At 67.0% G+C, this 18,341-nt stretch carries 16 protein-coding genes; 8 read left to right on the forward strand and 8 right to left on the reverse strand.

What is annotated here, in order from left to right; all coding sequences use genetic code 11:
* Nucleotides 1-50: 50 nt before the first annotated feature.
* The 4 genes from E0E39_RS03755 to E0E39_RS03770 all read left to right on the forward strand — a co-directional run bounded on the left by E0E39_RS03755 (nt 51) and on the right by E0E39_RS03770 (nt 4,251).
* Nucleotides 51-521, forward strand: coding sequence for a nucleotidyltransferase domain-containing protein (locus E0E39_RS03755; protein ID WP_130873548.1), 471 nt, complete (start codon nt 51-53; stop codon nt 519-521).
* 178 nt (nt 522-699) lie between these two features.
* Nucleotides 700-996 (forward strand): co-chaperone GroES, encoded by a 297-nt coding sequence (groES, locus tag E0E39_RS03760; RefSeq protein WP_014847141.1) that lies wholly within the window; start codon nt 700-702, stop codon nt 994-996.
* A gap of 15 nt (nt 997-1,011) precedes the next feature.
* On the forward strand, nt 1,012-2,601 hold the full coding sequence (gene groL / locus E0E39_RS03765) for a chaperonin GroEL (protein ID WP_130873549.1): 1,590 nt from the start codon (nt 1,012-1,014) through the stop codon (nt 2,599-2,601).
* Nucleotides 2,602-2,859: 258 nt separating this feature from the next.
* Complete coding sequence (locus E0E39_RS03770; protein WP_130873550.1) at nt 2,860-4,251, forward strand: right-handed parallel beta-helix repeat-containing protein; 1,392 nt, start codon at nt 2,860-2,862, stop codon at nt 4,249-4,251.
* Here E0E39_RS03770 and E0E39_RS03775 read toward each other — a convergent pair.
* Genes E0E39_RS03775 through E0E39_RS03795 form a run of 5 tightly spaced genes read right to left on the reverse strand, consistent with a single transcriptional unit; the run spans nt 4,235 to nt 11,831 of the window.
* On the reverse strand, nt 4,235-5,566 hold the full coding sequence (locus tag E0E39_RS03775; protein ID WP_245988181.1) for a glycoside hydrolase family 125 protein: 1,332 nt from the start codon (nt 5,564-5,566) through the stop codon (nt 4,235-4,237). The two genes, E0E39_RS03770 and E0E39_RS03775, sit on opposite strands and share 17 nt — an antisense overlap.
* On the reverse strand, nt 5,560-6,579 hold the full coding sequence (locus tag E0E39_RS03780) for an alkaline phosphatase family protein (protein WP_130873551.1): 1,020 nt from the start codon (nt 6,577-6,579) through the stop codon (nt 5,560-5,562). Before E0E39_RS03780 ends, E0E39_RS03775 begins: the two co-directional genes overlap by 7 nt.
* Nucleotides 6,576-9,683: an alpha-mannosidase gene (locus E0E39_RS03785; protein ID WP_130873552.1), complete on the reverse strand. Its 3,108-nt coding sequence runs from the start codon at nt 9,681-9,683 to the stop codon at nt 6,576-6,578. The genes E0E39_RS03780 and E0E39_RS03785 overlap by 4 nt, the downstream gene beginning before the upstream one ends.
* 7 nt (nt 9,684-9,690) lie before the next feature.
* A complete protein-coding gene (locus E0E39_RS03790) occupies nt 9,691-11,076 on the reverse strand; it encodes a family 4 glycosyl hydrolase (protein ID WP_130873553.1) in 1,386 nt (461 codons plus the stop codon).
* Nucleotides 11,073-11,831 carry a DeoR/GlpR family DNA-binding transcription regulator gene (locus E0E39_RS03795; RefSeq protein ID WP_165444625.1) on the reverse strand — a complete coding sequence of 253 codons (759 nt, stop codon included), beginning with the start codon at nt 11,829-11,831 and terminating at the stop codon, nt 11,073-11,075. Before E0E39_RS03795 ends, E0E39_RS03790 begins: the two co-directional genes overlap by 4 nt.
* 160 nt (nt 11,832-11,991) lie before the next feature.
* On the opposite strand from E0E39_RS03795, the gene E0E39_RS03800 reads away from it, so the two are divergent.
* Genes E0E39_RS03800 through E0E39_RS03815 form a run of 4 tightly spaced genes read left to right on the forward strand, consistent with a single transcriptional unit; the run spans nt 11,992 to nt 16,029 of the window.
* Nucleotides 11,992-13,293 carry an ABC transporter substrate-binding protein gene (locus tag E0E39_RS03800; protein ID WP_130873555.1) on the forward strand — a complete coding sequence of 434 codons (1,302 nt, stop codon included), beginning with the start codon at nt 11,992-11,994 and terminating at the stop codon, nt 13,291-13,293.
* Complete coding sequence (locus E0E39_RS03805) at nt 13,293-14,231, forward strand: carbohydrate ABC transporter permease (RefSeq protein ID WP_130873556.1); 939 nt, start codon at nt 13,293-13,295, stop codon at nt 14,229-14,231. The genes E0E39_RS03800 and E0E39_RS03805 overlap by 1 nt, the downstream gene beginning before the upstream one ends.
* Nucleotides 14,228-15,070: a carbohydrate ABC transporter permease gene (locus E0E39_RS03810; protein ID WP_130873557.1), complete on the forward strand. Its 843-nt coding sequence runs from the start codon at nt 14,228-14,230 to the stop codon at nt 15,068-15,070. The genes E0E39_RS03805 and E0E39_RS03810 overlap by 4 nt, the downstream gene beginning before the upstream one ends.
* 53 nt (nt 15,071-15,123) lie before the next feature.
* Complete coding sequence (locus E0E39_RS03815; protein WP_207302402.1) at nt 15,124-16,029, forward strand: Dyp-type peroxidase; 906 nt, start codon at nt 15,124-15,126, stop codon at nt 16,027-16,029.
* A gap of 7 nt (nt 16,030-16,036) precedes the next feature.
* Here E0E39_RS03815 and E0E39_RS03820 read toward each other — a convergent pair whose 3' ends face one another.
* From E0E39_RS03820 to E0E39_RS03830, 3 genes are read right to left on the reverse strand one after another with little or no spacing between them, the layout of a single operon-like run.
* On the reverse strand, nt 16,037-17,119 hold the full coding sequence (locus E0E39_RS03820) for a branched-chain amino acid aminotransferase (protein ID WP_130873558.1): 1,083 nt from the start codon (nt 17,117-17,119) through the stop codon (nt 16,037-16,039).
* An 18-nt stretch (nt 17,120-17,137) separates the two neighbouring features.
* Nucleotides 17,138-17,911 carry an SDR family oxidoreductase gene (locus E0E39_RS03825; RefSeq protein ID WP_130873559.1) on the reverse strand — a complete coding sequence of 258 codons (774 nt, stop codon included), beginning with the start codon at nt 17,909-17,911 and terminating at the stop codon, nt 17,138-17,140.
* Nucleotides 17,912-17,934: 23 nt separating this feature from the next.
* Nucleotides 17,935-18,339, reverse strand: coding sequence for a carboxymuconolactone decarboxylase family protein (locus tag E0E39_RS03830; RefSeq protein WP_130873560.1), 405 nt, complete (start codon nt 18,337-18,339; stop codon nt 17,935-17,937).
* Nucleotides 18,340-18,341: the final 2 nt, after the last annotated feature.

Raw genomic sequence — 18,341 nt, forward strand, 5'->3', positions numbered from 1 at the left:
TGCTCACCGACGCCTGTGGTGCCAGATATAGCAATTGCTATAACTTTGTCATGAAGGAGTCGTTGGCCGAGATCGCCGCATCGTCCGATGCCGCGATGGCCAAGGCCCGTATGAAACTCGTCGCCGGGGTCCGGGAAGCCGCCCGGGCCGGGATGACCCAGACCGAGATCGCCGCGCAGATCGGCAGAAGCCAACCGGAGGTGTCGCGGTTGCTCCGATTCCATGGCACGACACCGCTGGCGCTTCGTCTTCGAAAGGCGAGTGGTCAGATTCGGCGGCTGATCCATGATGCCGGGGGGAAGCATGTTCGGGTTTTCGGATCAGTGGCGACAGGGGCGGAGAAAGCGGACTCGGACGTGGACCTGCTGTTCGAGATGGAGCGGCCGCTGGGACTTCTCGCTCTCGGGCGCCTGGAGGCGCGCATCGCCGAGCTCGTAGACGCTGAGGTGGATCTGGTTCCTGAGAGCACGCTGCGCCATGACCTCAGGCAACGGGTGCTGGACGAGGCGGTCCCGCTGTGAGTCGTTCGGATCCGACACTTTCTTGGCACTCGGCTTGATTGAGTGCTAACGGGGGTATAGCCTTTTTCTGGCACTCGGTAGTCCCGGGTGCCAACCCGGGTGGCACCCGCGACGACGCCCGGACCGGAGATCGAACTGAATCCGGCTCTCGCCGGACAACTACAGAAAGGGGTTTGTCGTGGCAACCACGATCAAGCCGCTCGAGGACCGCGTCCTCGTCCAGCCGCTCGAGGCCGAGCAGACCACCGCTTCCGGGCTGGTCATCCCCGACACCGCCAAGGAGAAGCCGCAGGAGGGCCGAGTCGTTGCCACCGGCCCCGGCCGCATCGACGACAAGGGCAACCGCGTCCCGCTCGACGTCGCCGAGGGCGATGTCGTCATCTTCAGCAAGTACGGGGGCACCGAGGTCAAGTACGACGGCTCCGAGTACCTGCTGCTCAACGCCCGCGACATCCTCGCCGTCGTCTCCCGCTGAATCGAGGCGTGACCCATGGCAAAGACTCTGCAGTTCGACGAGGAGGCGCGGCGTTCGCTTGAGCGTGGCGTCGACACCCTCGCCAACACCGTCAAGGTGACCCTCGGCCCCAAGGGCCGCTACGTCGTGCTCGACAAGAAGTGGGGCGCCCCCACCATCACCAACGACGGCGTGACCGTCGCCAAGGAGGTCGAGCTCGAGGATCCCTACGAGGATCTCGGCGCCCAGCTCGCCAAGGAGGTCGCCACCAAGACCAACGATGTCGCCGGCGACGGCACCACCACCGCCACCGTGCTGGCCCAGGCGCTGGTCCACGAGGGCCTGCGCGCCGTGGCCTCCGGGTCCAACCCCGTCGGGTTGAAGCGCGGCATCGACAAGGCCGTTGAGGCCGTCGTCGAGCGGCTCCACGAGAACTCCCGCGCCGTCGACACCACCGCCGACATGGCCAACGTCGCCACCATCTCCTCGCGTGACGAGCAGATCGGTGAGCTGATCGCCGAGGCCTTCGACAAGGTCGGCAAGGACGGCGTCATCACCGTCGACGAGTCCCAGACCTTCGGCACCGAGCTGGAGTTCACCGAGGGCATGCAGTTCGACAAGGGCTACCTGTCACCGTATTTCGTCACGGACGCCGACCGCATGGAGGCCGTCCTGGAGGATCCCTACATCCTCATCAACTCCGGCAAGATCTCCTCGATGAACGACCTCCTTCCGCTGCTGGAGAAGGTCATCGCCGCCAAGGGCACCCTGTTCGTGGTGGCGGAGGACGTCGACGGCGAGGCCCTGTCCACGCTGGTCGTCAACAAGATCCGCGGCACCTTCACCTCCGTGGCCGTCAAGGCCCCCGCCTTCGGTGACCGCCGCAAGGCCATGCTCGAGGATATCGCCATCCTCACCGGCGGCCAGGTCGTCGCCCCCGAGGTGGGTCTCAAGCTGGACCAGGTCGGCCTCGAGGTGCTCGGCCGCGCCCGCCGCATCGTCGTTACCAAGGACAACACCACCATCGTCGACGGTGCTGGTGAGCAGTCCGAGGTCGCGGGCCGCGTCGCCCAGCTGCGCGCCGAGATCGAGCGCACCGACTCCGACTGGGACCGCGAGAAGCTCCAGGAGCGCGTCGCGAAGCTGGCCGGTGGCGTGTGCGTCATCAAGGTCGGTGCCGCCACCGAGGTGGAGCTGAAGGAGAAGAAGCACCGCATCGAGGACGCCGTCTCGGCCACCCGCGCGGCCATCGAGGAGGGCATCGTCGCCGGCGGCGGCTCGGCCCTCATCCACGCCGCCAAGGTGCTCGACGGCGACCTGGGCCTGGCCGGCGACGAGCGCGTCGGTGTGGCCATCGTCCGCAAGTCGGTGGTGGAGCCGCTGCGCTGGATCGCCGAGAACGGCGGCGAGGCGGGCTACGTCATCACATCCAAGGTCGCCGACCTGGAGCCGGGGCACGGCTACAACGCCCGCACCGGTGTCTACGAGAACCTCATCGAGGCCGGCGTCATCGACCCGGTGAAGGTCACCCGCTCCGCGCTGGCCAACGCCGCATCCATCGCCTCCCTGCTGCTGACCACCGAAACCCTCGTGGTGGAGAAGAAGGAAGACGAAGAGGACAAGTGAGCTGACTCACGTGAAGAGCCCCGGAACCATGCGGTTCCGGGGCTTCTTCATCAGCCGCAGGAAGCGACGCGGCAATCCGGGAGCAGTGGGACGATGAAGCCCTGTCAGTTCGCCGAGGAGGATCGACTCCGGGAATCCCCGTCGGCCATTCGGATGACTTTGTGATGTCGGGAGGTGCTCATAGGTTTGCAGTGACTCACCGATGCGCACCCCCATCGCAGGTCGGCAACATTTTTCTTCAACTGAGCGGAGCTTAGAATGTCCATCAGTCGTCGTGCCGTCCTCGCAACGGCCGCCGCAGCCCTTCCCGCAGTGACCCTCTTGGGGAGTGTCCACGAGGCCTTCGCCGCCCCGGGGACGACCTACTACATTGCCGAGGACGGTGATGACCAAGCCACGGGGACCTCCGAGAGCGCGCCTTGGCAGTCCGTCAACAAGGTCGTCGCGGCCATCAACGCCGGGCAGATCGTCCGAGGAGACACCATCCTGTTCAAGCGCGGGCAGACCTTCTACGGACAGTTCACCGATCTGTCGGGTCTGCAGGGCGAGGGCCGGATCACCTTCGGCGCCTACGGCAGCGGCGAGAAACCCAGGATCATGGGCTACAAGGTTCTCAACAAGCCGGAGGCATGGAAGAACATCGGCGGTAACCAGTGGCAGATCGAACTGGTCGAGGGAAACTACACCGGCAACACAGTCACGGGTGATGCGAACGTCGGATTCCTGCTCCTCGACAGCGCATTCCACGGGAGGAAGAAGTTCTCGGTCGGCGAGCTGAGCAATGACCTGGATTTCCACTCGGATGAAAGAAGCGGGGTACTCACTGTATGCAGTGAGACAAACCCGTCAGGCCGTGGTGATCTTCGTGTCGCCGTGAACGGCCGGATCTTCCAGGCCGTCACGAACATGACCATTCAGGATCTCGATCTCATCGGTTGCGGCGGGCACGGCATCCAGGTCCGCGATGTCGCCGGTGTCGAGGTGCTCCGCAACCGTATCCGCCACATCGGGGGCAGCACCCTCTACGGCACCACCCGCTACGGCAATGGCGTCGAGGTGTATCTCGGCGGCAGCGACGTGCTGGTGGAGGACAACATCATCCACGACGTCTACGACGTCGCGACCACCATTCAAGGCAATCAGATCCTGAAGACCAGCAGGGATGCCCCTGTTCTCCGCCTCGGCAGCAGCAACGTGCACTTCAGGAAGAACTACATCACCCGCTGCAGCCAGTCCTTCGAGATCTGGGTGGCGGGTCCCGAGGACAAGAGCCCGGCCGATACCACCAATCCCAGGTCGGGGATCCGGGGCTGTTCCTTCACCGACAACTACTGTGAGGACGCCGGCATCGGCAGCTGGGGTCAGGACGTGCGCCCCAACCCGGACGAGGGAGGCGTGCACCTGCTGTCCTACGCGGAGAACCTGCCCATCGAACTGTCCATCACCGGTAACCAGTTCATCAAAGCGAAGAACGCCTACATGTACTGCTCCCCGGAGCACAGGTCCCGGATCGCGATCGACAGGAACGTGATCCAGCTCGCTGCGGGCCAGAAACTCCAGCAGCAGCGCTCCGAGACCATCGAGCAGCACGCGGCTTGGTCACAGTCCACCGGGTTCGACGCGAACAGCACCTTCACCGTCGCCGGCTGATCGGGTCCCCGCAATCGGCTCCTGGGCGGGACGCGATCTCCAGCGCCAGTTCGCAGAACATCGCGTTCGCCCAGGAGAACCAGGGACGGGTGAAATTCGACGGATCGTCGGCGTCGACGCCCTCGTGCATCCACCCGGTGCCCCCGGTGCTGTTCATCAGCATGCGCAGCGATGCCAGTCTTTCATCCCCGTGGGTCGCGGTCAGGCCCGCGACCGCGACCGCGATCGGCCAGACGTGCCCGGGTGGGGTGTGTGGGGAACCGACGCCGCGCAGCCGGACGCCGTCGACGAAGCAGGGATTCGCGGGGGACAGGATCCTGCGGCGAGTGGCCAGGTACACAGGGTCGTCGACCGCCAACACCCCCAGGTAGGGCAGCCCGAGCAGAGACGGCAGGTTCGCGTCGTCCATGAACAACCGGCCACCCATGCCGTCGACCTCGTAGGCCAGGTGGGGTTCCGGTTCGTCGATCATTCCGAAGAAGCCGATGCCGTCCTCGATGCCGGCCACCAGATGCTCCGCCCGGGCGCGCCGGCCGCCATCCAGGAAGGGCGTCAGACGCCGCAGCGTGCTGGCGAAGAAGGCGTTCCCGGGAATGTTGAAACCGAACAGGCAGGCGTCGTCGCTGGGCCGGAAGGCCTGGAAGACCAGCCCGCACTCCCGGGTCTCGGGGCCGCGACCCGCGCGTGTGAGGGTGTCCGACGCGGACGCGCCGGGGCGGGCGAACCGGTAGGGGCTCGCCGCCTCGTGTCGCTGCTCGACCTCGGCGACGGTGAGGATGGCGTCGACGGCGTTCCGGAAGTCGGTGTTCAGCCAGTCGCGGCAGCCGAGCCCGTCCAGCCGGAGCGCCAGGTCGAGCGGGAAGGTCAACGAGTCGAGCTCCCACTTGCGTTCCCACACCCACGGTCCCTGTCTCGGCACGTCGTCGTCCCAGCGGTTGCCGTTCGGCGACCGGTTGAAGGCGTTGGCGTAGGGATCGGTCAGGATCATCCGCCAGTGGCGCCGGAGCAGACCGGCGGCCGCATCGACCAGCTCCGGGTACCACGGGGCGAGGCGCAGCAGCGGGGCCAGCTGCAGGCAGGAATCCCGCAGCCACATGGCGGGGATGTCGCCGGTGATCGCCCAAGTCTCCTCGCCGTCCTCGCCCAGATCGATCGTGGTGGCGGCAATGTTGGCCAACAGCCGGACGGTCATCTCCCCCGCGCGTTCGTCGCCAACCGCATCCGACACCTGTTCGGCAACCTCGGCGAGCAGCCATCCGGGCAACATCAGCGGGTGCCGCGTCGGTTTCCCGACGGTCGCACCCCAGGTCACCACTCGAAGGCCGGGTTCCTGGTCGGGCCCGCCGAGGGGATGTCGACGGCGAGCCCCACCTCGTGTTCCGGCCGCCACGAACCTTCGGCCACGCCCAGCAGCTCCAGCAGCAGCGGTGTCACCTCGTGGCTGTACAGGGCCTTCGGCAGCCCGTCCTCCAGAAGACGATCCGGTAGCATCACCGGGCCTCCGAAAGCGTGCAGGATCAGGAAGGAGCGTCGCACGTCGATCTCGTCCTCGCCGTGTCCGCCTTCCGGTTTGTGCCCGTGATCGGTGGTCACCGCCACCAACCACTGCTCCCCGAGCGCCTCGTGACGTTCGGCGACGGCCTTGACCAGGGCGCGGACGTGTTCGTCCACCTCCCCGATGGCGCTGCGATATCCGGGGGAGGCCGCGCCGTGCCGGTGCCCGGCCTCGTCGACCCCCTCGAAGTAGACGAACGCCGCATCTGGGCCCTCGTGGTTGAGCACATGGCAGGCGTGGCTGCGCACCTCCGTGTCGGCGCTGACGCAGCCGCGGGTGAAGTCGCGAGGGACGAAAAGCGTGTGCTGCCCGGTGCGCTGCTGGTCGATGCGGCGCTGGATCACCGGTCCGAAACTTCCGAGCAGCGCCTCCCACGTGGCCGCGGCGTAGGTGCGGGCCCTCGGGTTGGCGAAGAAGATCCGGGACAGCACGTCGGGGCATTCCGCCAGCCGGTGCCCGACGAACTCGTTCCACCACACGTTGTTCTCCTCGTGGGTGGTGCCCGTCAGCAGGTTTGACCAGCCCGGCCCGGAATCGGTGGGTGGGGTCATCCACACCGGTACGATCACCCCGCCCGCGATGAGGCGGGACAGCGTCGGCGCCGCGGGGGACGGGTCCTGCGGCATCTCGGGGCGATCCGCGGGCGCGGGTTCCGCGGCGAATCGCGGGTCGGCGGGATGGTGGGGTTCGGCGAACGCCGGGTTGTCCCGGATCGCCGAGGGTGCGGCGACGTCGATCCGCACCCCGTCCAGGCCGATCAGCAGCAGTTTCATGGTTCTCCTCCAGCGGGTGTGATGCGCAGGGTCAGGATCGTGAACGCGGTCAGGGCGATCGGCACCTCCCGGGTGGCTGTCACGTCAACGCGTGGCCGCCACATCTCGGCGGTGAGGTCCTCCTCCAACGGATCGACCTCCCACACCCGGGCCGCATCGAAGGCCAGCCGAAGGACACCCGAGGTGGGTTTCCCGGTCCCTTCGTGGAGGCGCACGATCACGTCACCGGAACCGTCCTCGGCGGGCAGCACCGCCGCGACGTGCGCACCCGGCATGTCGAGGGTGGCCAGCCGGGCAGCGGGAGCCTCCACCACCCGGGGAGGCAGATTCAGCTCCTCCCCGGCACGGGTGGCGGCCTCCGGGTCGGCGTCGAGCAGCAGCGAGAACCGGGTCGTGCGCTCCGAACGATCCGCCCGCGGGTCGGGGAAGACCGGGGCACGCATCAGCGACAGCGATACCCGGGTGCCGATTCCCCCGTGCCCCGAGGCGCCGGTGCGCAGCGGGGCGACGGAGTGGCCGTGGTTGGAATCGTTGATCACGGCGATCCCGTAGCCGGGTTCGTCCACCAGCAACCACCGCCCGGCCGGCACCTCGAACCGGGAGTAGTCCCAGCTGGTGTTCTCGTGCACGGGACGCCTGACGTGCCCGAACTGCACCTCGGCTGCGTGCTCACGGGCCCGCACCGCCAGCGGGAAACTCGCCTTCAGGAGGGTTTCCCGCTCCCGCCAATCAGCTTCCAGGGCGAAATCCAGCCGTGGGGCGTCGGCGTCGAGGGAGATCGTCTGGACGAGCCTGGAGCTGCCCAGGAGCCGCGTGACCCGCACCTCGGCGCGCAGCCCCCGGGCGGCCACGATCTCCACTGAATCGGCCCCGGGAACGGGAAGCTCGTTACCGGGATTGAGGTGGTGCCGCTCTATGTCCCAGGCGTCGAAGGCGTTCGGCACGTCCTCGAAGGCACGCAATACCGCGCCGCCCGCCCCGGGCAGCAGCACCTCCCGGTCGTGCACCAGGTCGGTCACCGAAGCGATGGTCCCGTCGGGCTCGATGACCGCCCGCATCCTGGCGTTCTCCACCACCACCGAGTCACCTTCGTGGCGGGCGACGGCCGGGGCAGAGGGCTCACGCAGCACCTCCACCAGCGGGGTGACGGCCAGCGGCGGTGCCGCTACCAGGCGGAGACCCCCGTCGTCGGTTTCCAGCACCCGGGTCACCTCGTGGTCGAGCGCGTTGAGCACCGCGGGACCGCCCCCGCCCAGAGCCGCGACGGCGGCATCGGACAGGCCCCGCAGCTCGGCCAGGACCTGCGCGTACTCCTCACGCGCCACCCGGTGCACCCAGGCGATGGAACTGCCGGGCAGGATGTCGTGGAACTGGTTCAGCAGCACCATCCGCCACAACCGCTCCAGGGTGGCGGCGGGGAAATGATCCCGTGGAACTCCCGCCAGCAGCGCCAGCGTCCACAGGAACTCGGTCTCGCGCAGGGCGTGTTCACTGCGCCGGTTGCCCTGTTTCATCTCCAGCTGGGAGGTGAAGATGCCGCGATGGAACTCCAGATAGAGTTCCCCGACGTGTACCGGGGCGTCGGTCCCGTACTCGGCGCGAGCCGCCTCGAAGAACGAATCGGGGTCGCCCATGCGCATCCGGGGTGCCCCCTCCAGATCTGCCAGGCGCCGGACCCGTTCCACCATCTCGGCGGTCGGGCCGCCGCCGCCGTCGCCGTATCCGAACGGGATCACCTGGTGCGTGGCGACCCCCTTCTCCGCGTAGTTGTCGACGGCCCGCAGGTACTCCTCGGCGGACAACTCCGAGTCGTAGCAGTCGACCGGCGGGAAGTGCGTGAGGATGCGGGTGCCGTCGATGCCCTCCCACCACATCGTGGAATGAGGCAGCCGGTTATGCTGGTTCCACGACAGCTTCTGGGTGAGGAATCCCGTCATCCCGCACTGGGCTGCGATCTGCGGCAAGTTCGCCGGGTAGCCGAACGAATCCGGTAGCCAGAGGGTATGGCTGCGTACCCCCAGCTCCCGCCGGAAGTAGCGGGTGCCGAAGGTGAACTGGCGGATCAGGGACTCGCCGCCGGGCATGTTCACGTCCGACTCCACCCACATGCCACCCGACGGGAACCACTGCCCGGCCTCGATGGCGGCCCTGACACGGGCGAACACCTCCGGGTGGTGTTCCTGGAGCCAGGCGTACTGCTGGGCGCTGGTGGCCGTGAACCGGAAATCGGGATATTCGGCGGCGAGCGCGACCACGTTGGAGAAGGTCCGGGCCACCTTCCGGACGGTCTCGCGCACGGGCCACAACCACGCCGAGTCGATGTGGGCGTGTCCGATGGCCGTCACGTTCAACGCGGAGGCGACGGCGGGCGCAGCCAGCACCGGACCCAACGCCGCCCGGGCCCGTGCCGCCGAACCGGGAACGTCGTGCAGGTCCAGCACATCGAGCGCGCGTTCGAGGCCCTTGACGATCACCGCCCGGCGGGTGCCGCCCTCCGGGAGGTGCCTGGCCAGGTCCCATGCGACGTCGAGGTCGTGGAACAGGCCCCACAGCTGTTCGTCGCGGATCTGCAACTCGGCCGATCGCAACTCGTAGATCGCATCCCGAGGGGCGGTCAGGCGGTCGCCGAGCTCGGTCGGCGCGCAGCCGTTCGCGAACAGATCGGGATTGGCAGCGGCCTCCACCAGGAACTCCAACGGCGCCCCCACCTCGGCCCGTTCGGCGATCACCGTCGAACGGTTCCGGGAGTTGACCGCCTTCAACACCCGCAGGTCCGCGTCGAACAGCAACCCCTCGCACTGGTTGCCCGGCCAGGCATCGGCGAACCCGAGATCCACCGACAGGCGCAGCCGCCGACCCGCGGCCTCGGCCGGCACCTCACCGGTCAACCGGAACCACCAGGTGCTCCACGCCGCTCCCCAACGGTGCGGCAGCGAGACGGGGGAGTAGAACTGCCCAGCCGCATCGACGGGCGGAACCGGTTCGCCCGGGACCCGCCAGGCCGCGACCTCCAGGTGACCCACGGTGCGGTCGATCAACGGGCGTACGCGATCATTCCTGACACGTTCGACGCGTTCCAGGATCACGGAGTCGAAGTGGTGCATTCCGGCCTCAGGACAGATAGCCGAGCTCCGGGAACTTCGCCCGCGCCCGTTCCAGCAGTTCCCGGGCCACACCCACCCCGTCGATCAACGGATGGTGGGCGAAGGCCGCGACGGCTAGATCCAGGCTCCCCGCCAGGGCCGCCCGGATGATGGTGCGTTCCGCGTACTTGACCGACTGCACCAGGCCGACGGCGTGCTCCGGTAGCGGCGAGACGGGCAGCGGCACCGGTCCGGCGGCGCCGATCCGGCAGGGCGCCTCGATGACGGCGTCGCACGGTAGCCCCGGCAGCCGGTCGCCGTTGCGGAGGTTGACGATCAGGTCGGTGGTCTCGTCGAAGGCGATCGCTTTCATCACCGCCAGCGCCACCCGATCGTAGCCACCGGAGACGAGGTCCGCCGCATCCCGTTCCACGCCGCCGGCGGCCAACCGGTTGGAGGCCATGTAGGTTTCCTCGCGACGCAACCGGGTGGCCTCCCACAGCGCGTACGCCTCCGGGCCATCCATGGTGGCGGCGCGGACGTAGAAGTCGCGTTGCTGTGCTGCCAGGAAAACCCCGCGGGTCGCATCCACGGCCTCGTCGGCCATCCGGGTCTCGCGGGCGAAGTAGTAGTAGTGCAGGTATTCGTTCGGCACCGACCCGAGCTGTCGCAACCATTCGACCCCGAACAGGCGACCCTCCTCGAAGGACCCGATCAGGTCGGGACGCTCCAGCAGCAGCGGCAGCACGTCGCCGCCGTTCACCAGCAGCCGTTGCAGCCAGCCCAGGTGGTTGAGCCCGACGTAGTCGATCCGGACCCGGTCGTCGCCGGCGATCACCCGGGACGCGGTTCCAACGGGAACCAGTCCGGCTCCCTCGAGGGTCTCCAGCACGCGCCGGGCCAGGCCGACGGGGGAGTCGCAGATCCCGATCACCCGGTCCCCCAGGACCCGGGCGCTCACCTCGGTGATGATCCCGGCCGGGTTGGTGAAATTGATCAGGTGTGCCCCGGGGGCCAGCCGGGCGACCGTCTCGGCGATCCGGACCGCGGTGGGGATGCCGCGCAGCGCGTAGTCCAGGCCACCGAAGCCGGTGGTCTCCTGCCCCAGAACCCCGCAGCAGTGGGCGATGGTCTCCTCGGCGGCACGCCCCTCGGTGCCCCCGACCCGGATCGCGCTGAAGACGAAATCGGTTCCGGCCACGGCCTCGTCCAGGTTCCGCGCCACCCGCACATCGGGGGCCTTCGGATGACCCTGCGCCATCGCCAGCAGGATGGAACGGATCACGCCCAGCCGCTCGGCGTCGGTGTCCCAGAGCCTCAGCTCGGTGACCCTGTGGTCGCTCTCGTCGGCCAGCAGGGTGCGGAACATCAACGGGACACGGAAACCGCCGCCGCCTAGAAGGGTCAGTTTCATGGGTGCAGCACCTCCGATGGCAGGGCGGGGAACGAAACGGGCAGGGGACGATCGGTGACCAGCAGGTCCACGTCGGCCATGTCGATGGCGTTGTAGGCGCCGATCCCCGGGAACTTGTCGTGGCCGGCGACGAGGATCACCCGGGAGGCCTGCCCACGGGCGGCGAGTTTGATCTCGCGTCCCCTCGGGTCGGTGTCGCGCACGATGCCGCGTTCACCGACGCCGGAGCAGCCGAGCACCGCGACATCTATCTGGAGGTTGGCGATCTCGGCGGTGGTGGTGCTCCCTTGGACGGACATGTACTCGCGATTGACGTGCCCCCCCAGCATTATCAGATCGGTTCCGGGGTCGGGGGCCAGCAGGTCGGCGATGCGCAACGAGTTCGTCACCACGGTCAGGTCATGTCCCATGAGCTTCTCCGCCACACGGTAGGTGGTGGTTCCGGCCTCCAGGAAGACGGTGCTGTTCGCCGCGATCCGCCGGGCGACCAGCCCGGCCATCGAGCGTTTGCCCTCATCGCCTCGGGCGAGTACCTCGTCGAAGGGATCATCCACCTTCTCCGCGAGCGGGTTCTCGGAGGCCAGCCTGGCCCCTCCGAAGACCCGCACGATCAACCCCAGGGAACTCAACTCGTCGAGGTCCCGGCGTACGGTGGCGGTTGAGACGTCGAGCGCCTCGGACAGGGTGGCCGTACTGGCCACCTGGTGTGCGCGCAGCTGCTCCAGGAGAGCGCGCTGACGAGCCTCTTTGATCACGGCACCAAACCTACAAGCCGCCCCGACCAATCGCAACAAATTCGATCATCAATGATCTTTTGCAATCATTGACACGCATTCGTGTGCGCCCTAGCCTTGCCTGCGTCCGAGCCTCGACGACGCGGGCGAGACAGGTTCACCCCATCCCTAGGAGACTAAAATGCTCACCGAACCAATCACACGACGCGGTGTGATCGCCCTGGGCGGTATCGCATCGTTGGCTGCTTTCCTGAGCGGCTGTTCCACCGCGCCGGCGGGTTCGGAGGGCGTGACCAGCGGGGACGGTGCACAGCTGGTGCTGTGGACCTGGCCCGAGGGATTCTCCGCCAAGGTTCTCGAGTCCGTCGCCAAGGCCGTCCCGGACGTTTCCCTGCGACAGGACGTCATCGGTGGCGACTTCAAGCAGAAGCTCACCACCACCTTCCATGCAGGATCCGGACTACCGGCGATCACGGGCGTCAAGGGTGAGGACATCGCGTTCTTCGCTTCCCAGCCGGATTTCTTCACCGACCTCAACACGCTTGGCGCCGATTCCCGCAAGGGAGAGTTCCTGGACTGGAAATGGGCCCAGGCCACGGCTGCCGACGGCAGACAGCTGGGCATCCCCATCGACATCGGCCCCACGGCCCTGTTCTACCGCTTCGACGTCTTCGAGAAGCTGGGGCTGCCCCACGAACCCGAGGCCCTGGCCGCCGCCATCCGTACCTGGGACGAGTACTTCAACCTGGGAGTCGAGATGGTGGGCAAGGAGGCGGGAACCTTCCTGGTGCGCAACCTCTCCACCGTCTTCGAGACGGCGGTGAAGCAGACCGGCAAGAACTTCGTGGACTCGTCCGGGAAGTTCATCGGAGCCGAGGAGCACATCCACTCCGCCTGGACCACCGCGGTCAAGGCCCACACCCTGGGCATCAGCGCCGGGACCAAGTCCGACAGCCCGGACACCCAGGCGGCGGTGGCGGCCGGGAAACTACCCGCTGACATCGGGGCCTCCTGGCATCTGTCCGACCTGAAGGTGGACGCTCCCGACACGTCCGGCAAGTGGCACGTCTGCGCGCATCCCGGTGACGCCACCAACAACGGAGGTTCCTTCCTCACCATCCCGAAGGGCACCGCCGATGCGGCGAGGGCATTCGAGGTGATCATGCACATCCTCAACGCCGACAACCAGATCATCGAGTACGAGGACAAAGGAAATTTCCCGGCGAACTCGACGGCCTTCACATCCGAGGCGCTCCACGAACCGACGGAGTTCCTGGGCGGCCAGGTGGGTGCCGAGGTGTTCGCGAAGGCAGCCGAGACGGTGCGGCCGCTGTATGAGCACAAGTTCAACAACACCGTCAGCGGTCCGTTCAGCGCGGAACTGGAGCTGGTCGAGGCCAGCAACAAGGATCCCGAGCAGGCCTGGGGCGACGCCGTGGAGCAGGCAAAACGGCTCGCCGAGCAGAACGGACTGACCCTCTGATGACCCGCCGGCCCCGCACGAAGGCACCCGAGCTCGGCACACTCAAGGTGCGGGGCCGGCGCGCGCTGCCGCTCTATGCGGCGGTCTCCCCGTACTACCTGCTGTTCGCCCTGTTCTCGGCCGCTCCCATCCTGTTCACCGCGTTCATCTCGGTGACGAACTGGAGCGGTCTCGGTGACTTCCAGATCGTCGGGTGGAAGAACTTCGAATACCTCGTGACGGACAGGCTGTTCTGGAAGTCCTTCGTCAACACCCTGATCCTGTGGGTGATGTCCACGGTGCCGTGCCTCACCCTGGCCACCCTCGTCGCTCTGGCCCTCAACAGCACCACGCGTTTCTCCAACACCTACCGGGTGGCGTATCTGCTACCGAACGTGACCTCCATGGTGGCGATGGGCATCCTGTTCAGCTCGATCTTTTCCAGCAACTTCGGCCTGGCGAACGCGCTGCTCAACGTGATCGGGGTGGGCAACATCCCGTGGCTCCAGACGGAATGGGGCATCAAGATCGCGATATCGACGCTGTCGGCGTGGAGTTTCGTCGGCTACAACGCCCTGATCATCCTCGCAGGCCTGCAGGCCATTCCGAAGGAGATCTACGAGGCCGCGTCCCTGGAGGGAGCGGGTCCGGTTCGGCAGTTCTTCCACATCACCCTGCCGCTGCTGCGGCCGATCGTGATGTTCGTGACGATCATGTCCACCATCGGATCGCTCCAGTCGTTCACCGAATCCCAGGTGCTCACCAGCTCCAGGGCAGGAAGCGCCGCGGCCAGCGGGGGAGTCGGTAACTCCGGCCTCACCATGGTCATGTACTTCTACTCGGTGGCCTTTCAGGAGAACCGCTACGGTTACGGCGCCGCCATCGCCTGGGGCATCGTCGTGATCGTGACGGTGTTCGCGATCATCAACTTCTTCGCGACGAGGGAGCGTCGGTCATGAGTGGGCGAAGACACCGCCCCTTCCAACCATGGGCCCTGACGCGACACCTCTTCCTGATCGTGGGTGCGTTGATCGCGTTCTTCCCGTTCTACTGGATGTTCGTGCTCGCCACCCATCGATCCAGCGCCATCCACGAGTTCCCGCCGCCGCTGATCCCCGGTGACCGGTTCTGGGACAACTTCCAGAAGGTGACCGGCACGGTGAACGTGCTGGCCGCCATGATGAACACCTTCATCGTCGCCTCGGTGGTGACATTCGTGGTGCTCTTCCTGGACTCGGTGGCCGCCTTCGCCTTCTCCAAGTTCTCGTTCCGGGGGCGGGGAATCCTGTTCGGGATCATCATGTTCACCTTCCTGCTGCCCGGACAGCTGTCGACCATCCCGTTGTTCCTGGTCATGAGCCAGATCGGCTGGGTGGGAAAGCTGCAGGCGGTGATGTTCCCGGCCTTCGCGAACGCCTTCGGGATCTTCTGGCTGCGGCAGTACTTCACCAGCGCCGTGCACGTCGAACTGATCGAGGCCGCCACCATGGACGGCTGTGGTTTCTTCCGGCAGTACCTTCACGTCGCGCTGCCCGCGGCCCGTCCCGCCCTGGCCTTTCTCGGGATCTTCACCTTCATCGGTTCCTGGAACGATTTCCTGTGGCCGCTGATCGTGCTGAACAACCCCAATCAGCTCACCCTTCAGGTGGTCCTCTCGCAGCTCCAGACCGCCCACGGCACCGACTACGGGATGGTGATGATGGGCGCGTTCATCGCGGTCGCGCCGCTGCTGCTGATCTTCGTCGCGGGCAGCCGTCAATTCCTGAGCGGCCTCACTGAGGGAGCGGTCAAGATGTGAGGGGCCGATCGACCGGCCTGAGGCGCGGAGGAATTTCCCGATAGGGTGTCCCCATGACCATGCCGCAGCCCGGAATCTTCGCCCAGGGAAACCCGGAGAACGCATACTTGGAGCTCGATCTCGACCGCCCCGATGCGCTGGAGGAAGCGCTTCGGGCGTTGCTCACGATCCCGGCCGCCTACACGGAGGGCGGAACCAACATGGTCATAGGGGTCAGGCCCGGCCTGTGGCGTGCCGCCCGTCCCGCGGACACCCCACAGGATGCCGCCGACTGGGATGAGCCGATTCGCGGAACCGATGGTTTCGTGATGCCCGCCACCCCGCACGACCTGTGGGTGTGGCTCTCCGCCGGGGAACGCTCCGTCCTGTTCGATCGCGCAACGGAGCTGCGTGACGCCATCGCCGGGCTCGCCACCGTCGTCACGGAACTGGACGGGTGGCACTACAAGCAGTCACGCGACCTTACGGGATTCATCGACGGCAGTGAGAACCCATCGCTGATCGAGGCTCCCACCGTGGCGTGCGTCGCTCCCGGCAGGCCCGGTGCGGGAGCGAGCATCCTGGTCTTCCAGCAGTGGCGGCACGAGAAGTCCTGGCTGAACCTCAGCGAGCACGACCAGGAGCTCGTCATCGGTCGCACGAAACCCGACTCCGTCGAACTCCCCGACGACGTCAAACCGGCCTCCTCGCATGTCGCCCGGACCGTGGTTGACGTCGACGGCAACGAACTCGACATCTTCCGGCACAACGTTTCGTACGGCTGCACCGGGGAGCACGGCACGCTGTTCGTCGGCTTCAGCCAGGACCAGTGGCGGCAGTTCGAGATGCTGCGGCGTATGGCCGGTGTTGACGGGACCCGCGACGCGCTGACGCGTTTCACCACTCCGCTCAGCGGAGCGACCTACGTCATCCCATCGGTGCAGGCCCTGGCCGATTACGTTCCGCAGGATGACGACTGAGCCGTGCTCAGACGATGCGGTGCATCCAGCCGTAGGGGTCGGGGCGCAGCCCGTACTGGATCTCGGTGAGCCGCCGACGCAGGTCGAGCGTCGTCGCGCCCGGCTGTCCGTCCGCCACGACGTGGGTGCCGTCAGGGTCGGTGAAGCTGGCCACGGGGGTGATGATGGCCGCTGTTCCGCAGGCGAAGACCTCCCGGATGCCGCCGTCGTCGATTCCCCGGTGGAGCTCCTCCTGCGAGAGGCGGCGTTCCTCGACAGCCAAACCCGTGTCGGCCGCTAGTTGCAGGACGGCTGAGCGCGTCACGCCCTCCAGGATCGAATCGGTGAGCGCGGGGGTGATCACGCGGCCGTCAGTGGTGACCGCGAACAGATTCATGCCACCCAGCTCCTCGACGTAGCGGTGCTCCACCGCGTCGAGGAAGGCGACCTGACTGCACCCGGCGGCCTCGGCCTCCTGTTGGGCGACCATCGAGGCGGCGTAGTTGCCGCCGCACTTCGCGAAACCCGTTCCCCCGGGAGCGGCCCGGCTGAAGTCGCGGGAGACCCAGATCCTGACCGGCTGCACCCCGGAACCGCCGAAATAGGCACCGGACGGGCTCGCGATGACCGCGTAGGTCACCGAGGTCGAGGGTTTGACAGCGAGGAAGGCCGAATGGGCGAACATGAAGGGCCGCAGGTACAGGCTCTGCTCCGCCCCGCGCGGCACCCAGTCCCGGTCCACCTCCACGAGACGGTCGATGCCGGTCAGGAAGTCGTCGACGCTGAGCTCGGGCAGCGCCAGGCGACGGGCCGAGCGCTGGAACCGGGTGGCGTTGACGTCGGCGCGGAACCGCCAGATCGAGCCGTCCTCGTGGGCGTAGGCCTTCAAACCCTCGAACGCCTCCTGGGCGTAGTGGAACACCGCCGAGGCCGGGTCGAGGGTGAACGGGGCGTAACCGACGATCCGATGGTCGTGCCAGCCGTGTTCCGGGTCCCAGTCGATCAGGACCATGTGGTCGCTGAAATTCGATCCGAACCCGGGGGAGGAGAGGATCGCGTCGCGTTCGGCCTGCGACCTGCGGGCAGCGGGTTCCAGACGGAAATCAGTCATTGTTGTCTCCTTCAGGGGTCAGGCGTAGCGGCCCATGCCGCCGGCGACGTCGATGCTTGCACCCGTGATGTAGCTCGCCCGGTCGCTGGCGAGGAAGGTCACGATCCCCGAGACCTCGGTCGGCTTGCCGAAACGGGCGAGGGGGATCTCATCGGAGGCCAGATCCGCGAAGAACTCCTCCGCCGATTTCTCCGGTGCCCGTTTGGCGTGGATGTTCGCCCACTGTGGGGTTTCGACGCAGCCGATGTTCACGGCGTTGACCAGGATGCCGTCGCCCGCCAGCTCCTGGGCAAGCGCCTTGGTCAGGTTGAGTCCGGCCGCGCGGTTGACCGTCGTGGAGAAGAACCGGAAATCGGGCATCCGGGCGTAGACGGACCCGATGTTGATCACCCTCGGTGCGGGGCTTTGCCTCAGCCACGGCAGAGCGGCTTTCACGGCCCGGAACCAGGTGTGCACCTTGATGTTGAAATCGGCCAGCAGCGATTCGTCAGAAAGAGCTTCGAAGGAGCCCGGATGCGCCCCGCCGGCGTTGTTGACCAGGACGTCGATGCCGCCCATCGACTCCGCCGCCCAGGTCATGAAGCCGTTCAGTTGCCCGGCGTCACGCACGTCGACGACGCGGCCATCCGCACGTTCGCCGAGCCTCTCGAGCGCGGCCGCCACCTCGTCGGCGTTGCGTGCGCAGATCCGCACCACGGCTCCTTCGGAGACGAGTTCGTGGGCTATGGCGAACCCGAGGCCCTTGGAACCCCCGGTGACGATCGCCCGCCTGTCGTTCAGACCCAGCTCCATGGGTGCTCTCCCTCCTGATGAATCTAGGCGAAGACCTCGTCGACGGGCACCTGGAGCCCGATCGCGAGGCGGTTGGTCTTGTTCGCGGCCGCGACGATGGACTGCACCTCGGCGATCTGTGCGTCGCTGGCGCCCTTGGCGCGGGCCGCGGCGGTGTGGGAGCGCACGCAGTAGGTGCAGTTGTTGACGGTGGAGACCGCCACGTAGATCAGCTCCTTGATCACGGGATCCAGCTCCGTGCCCGGACCCATGAGCTCCTTGAGTTCCTGCCAGGTGCGCTCCAGGTTTGCGGGGTCGTTCGCCAGGGCCCGCCAGAAGTTGTTGATGAAATCGGTCTGTCGAGTGGCCCGGATGTCGTCGAAAACGGCCTTGACGCGTGGGCTGGCGGACTCGTCGTCGACGAGGGGGAGGGTGGGGCTGTAATCCATTG

It is taken from the genome of [Pseudopropionibacterium] massiliense (assembly GCF_900607225.1).
Classification (GTDB): Bacteria; Actinomycetota; Actinomycetes; order Propionibacteriales; family Propionibacteriaceae; genus Arachnia; species Arachnia massiliensis.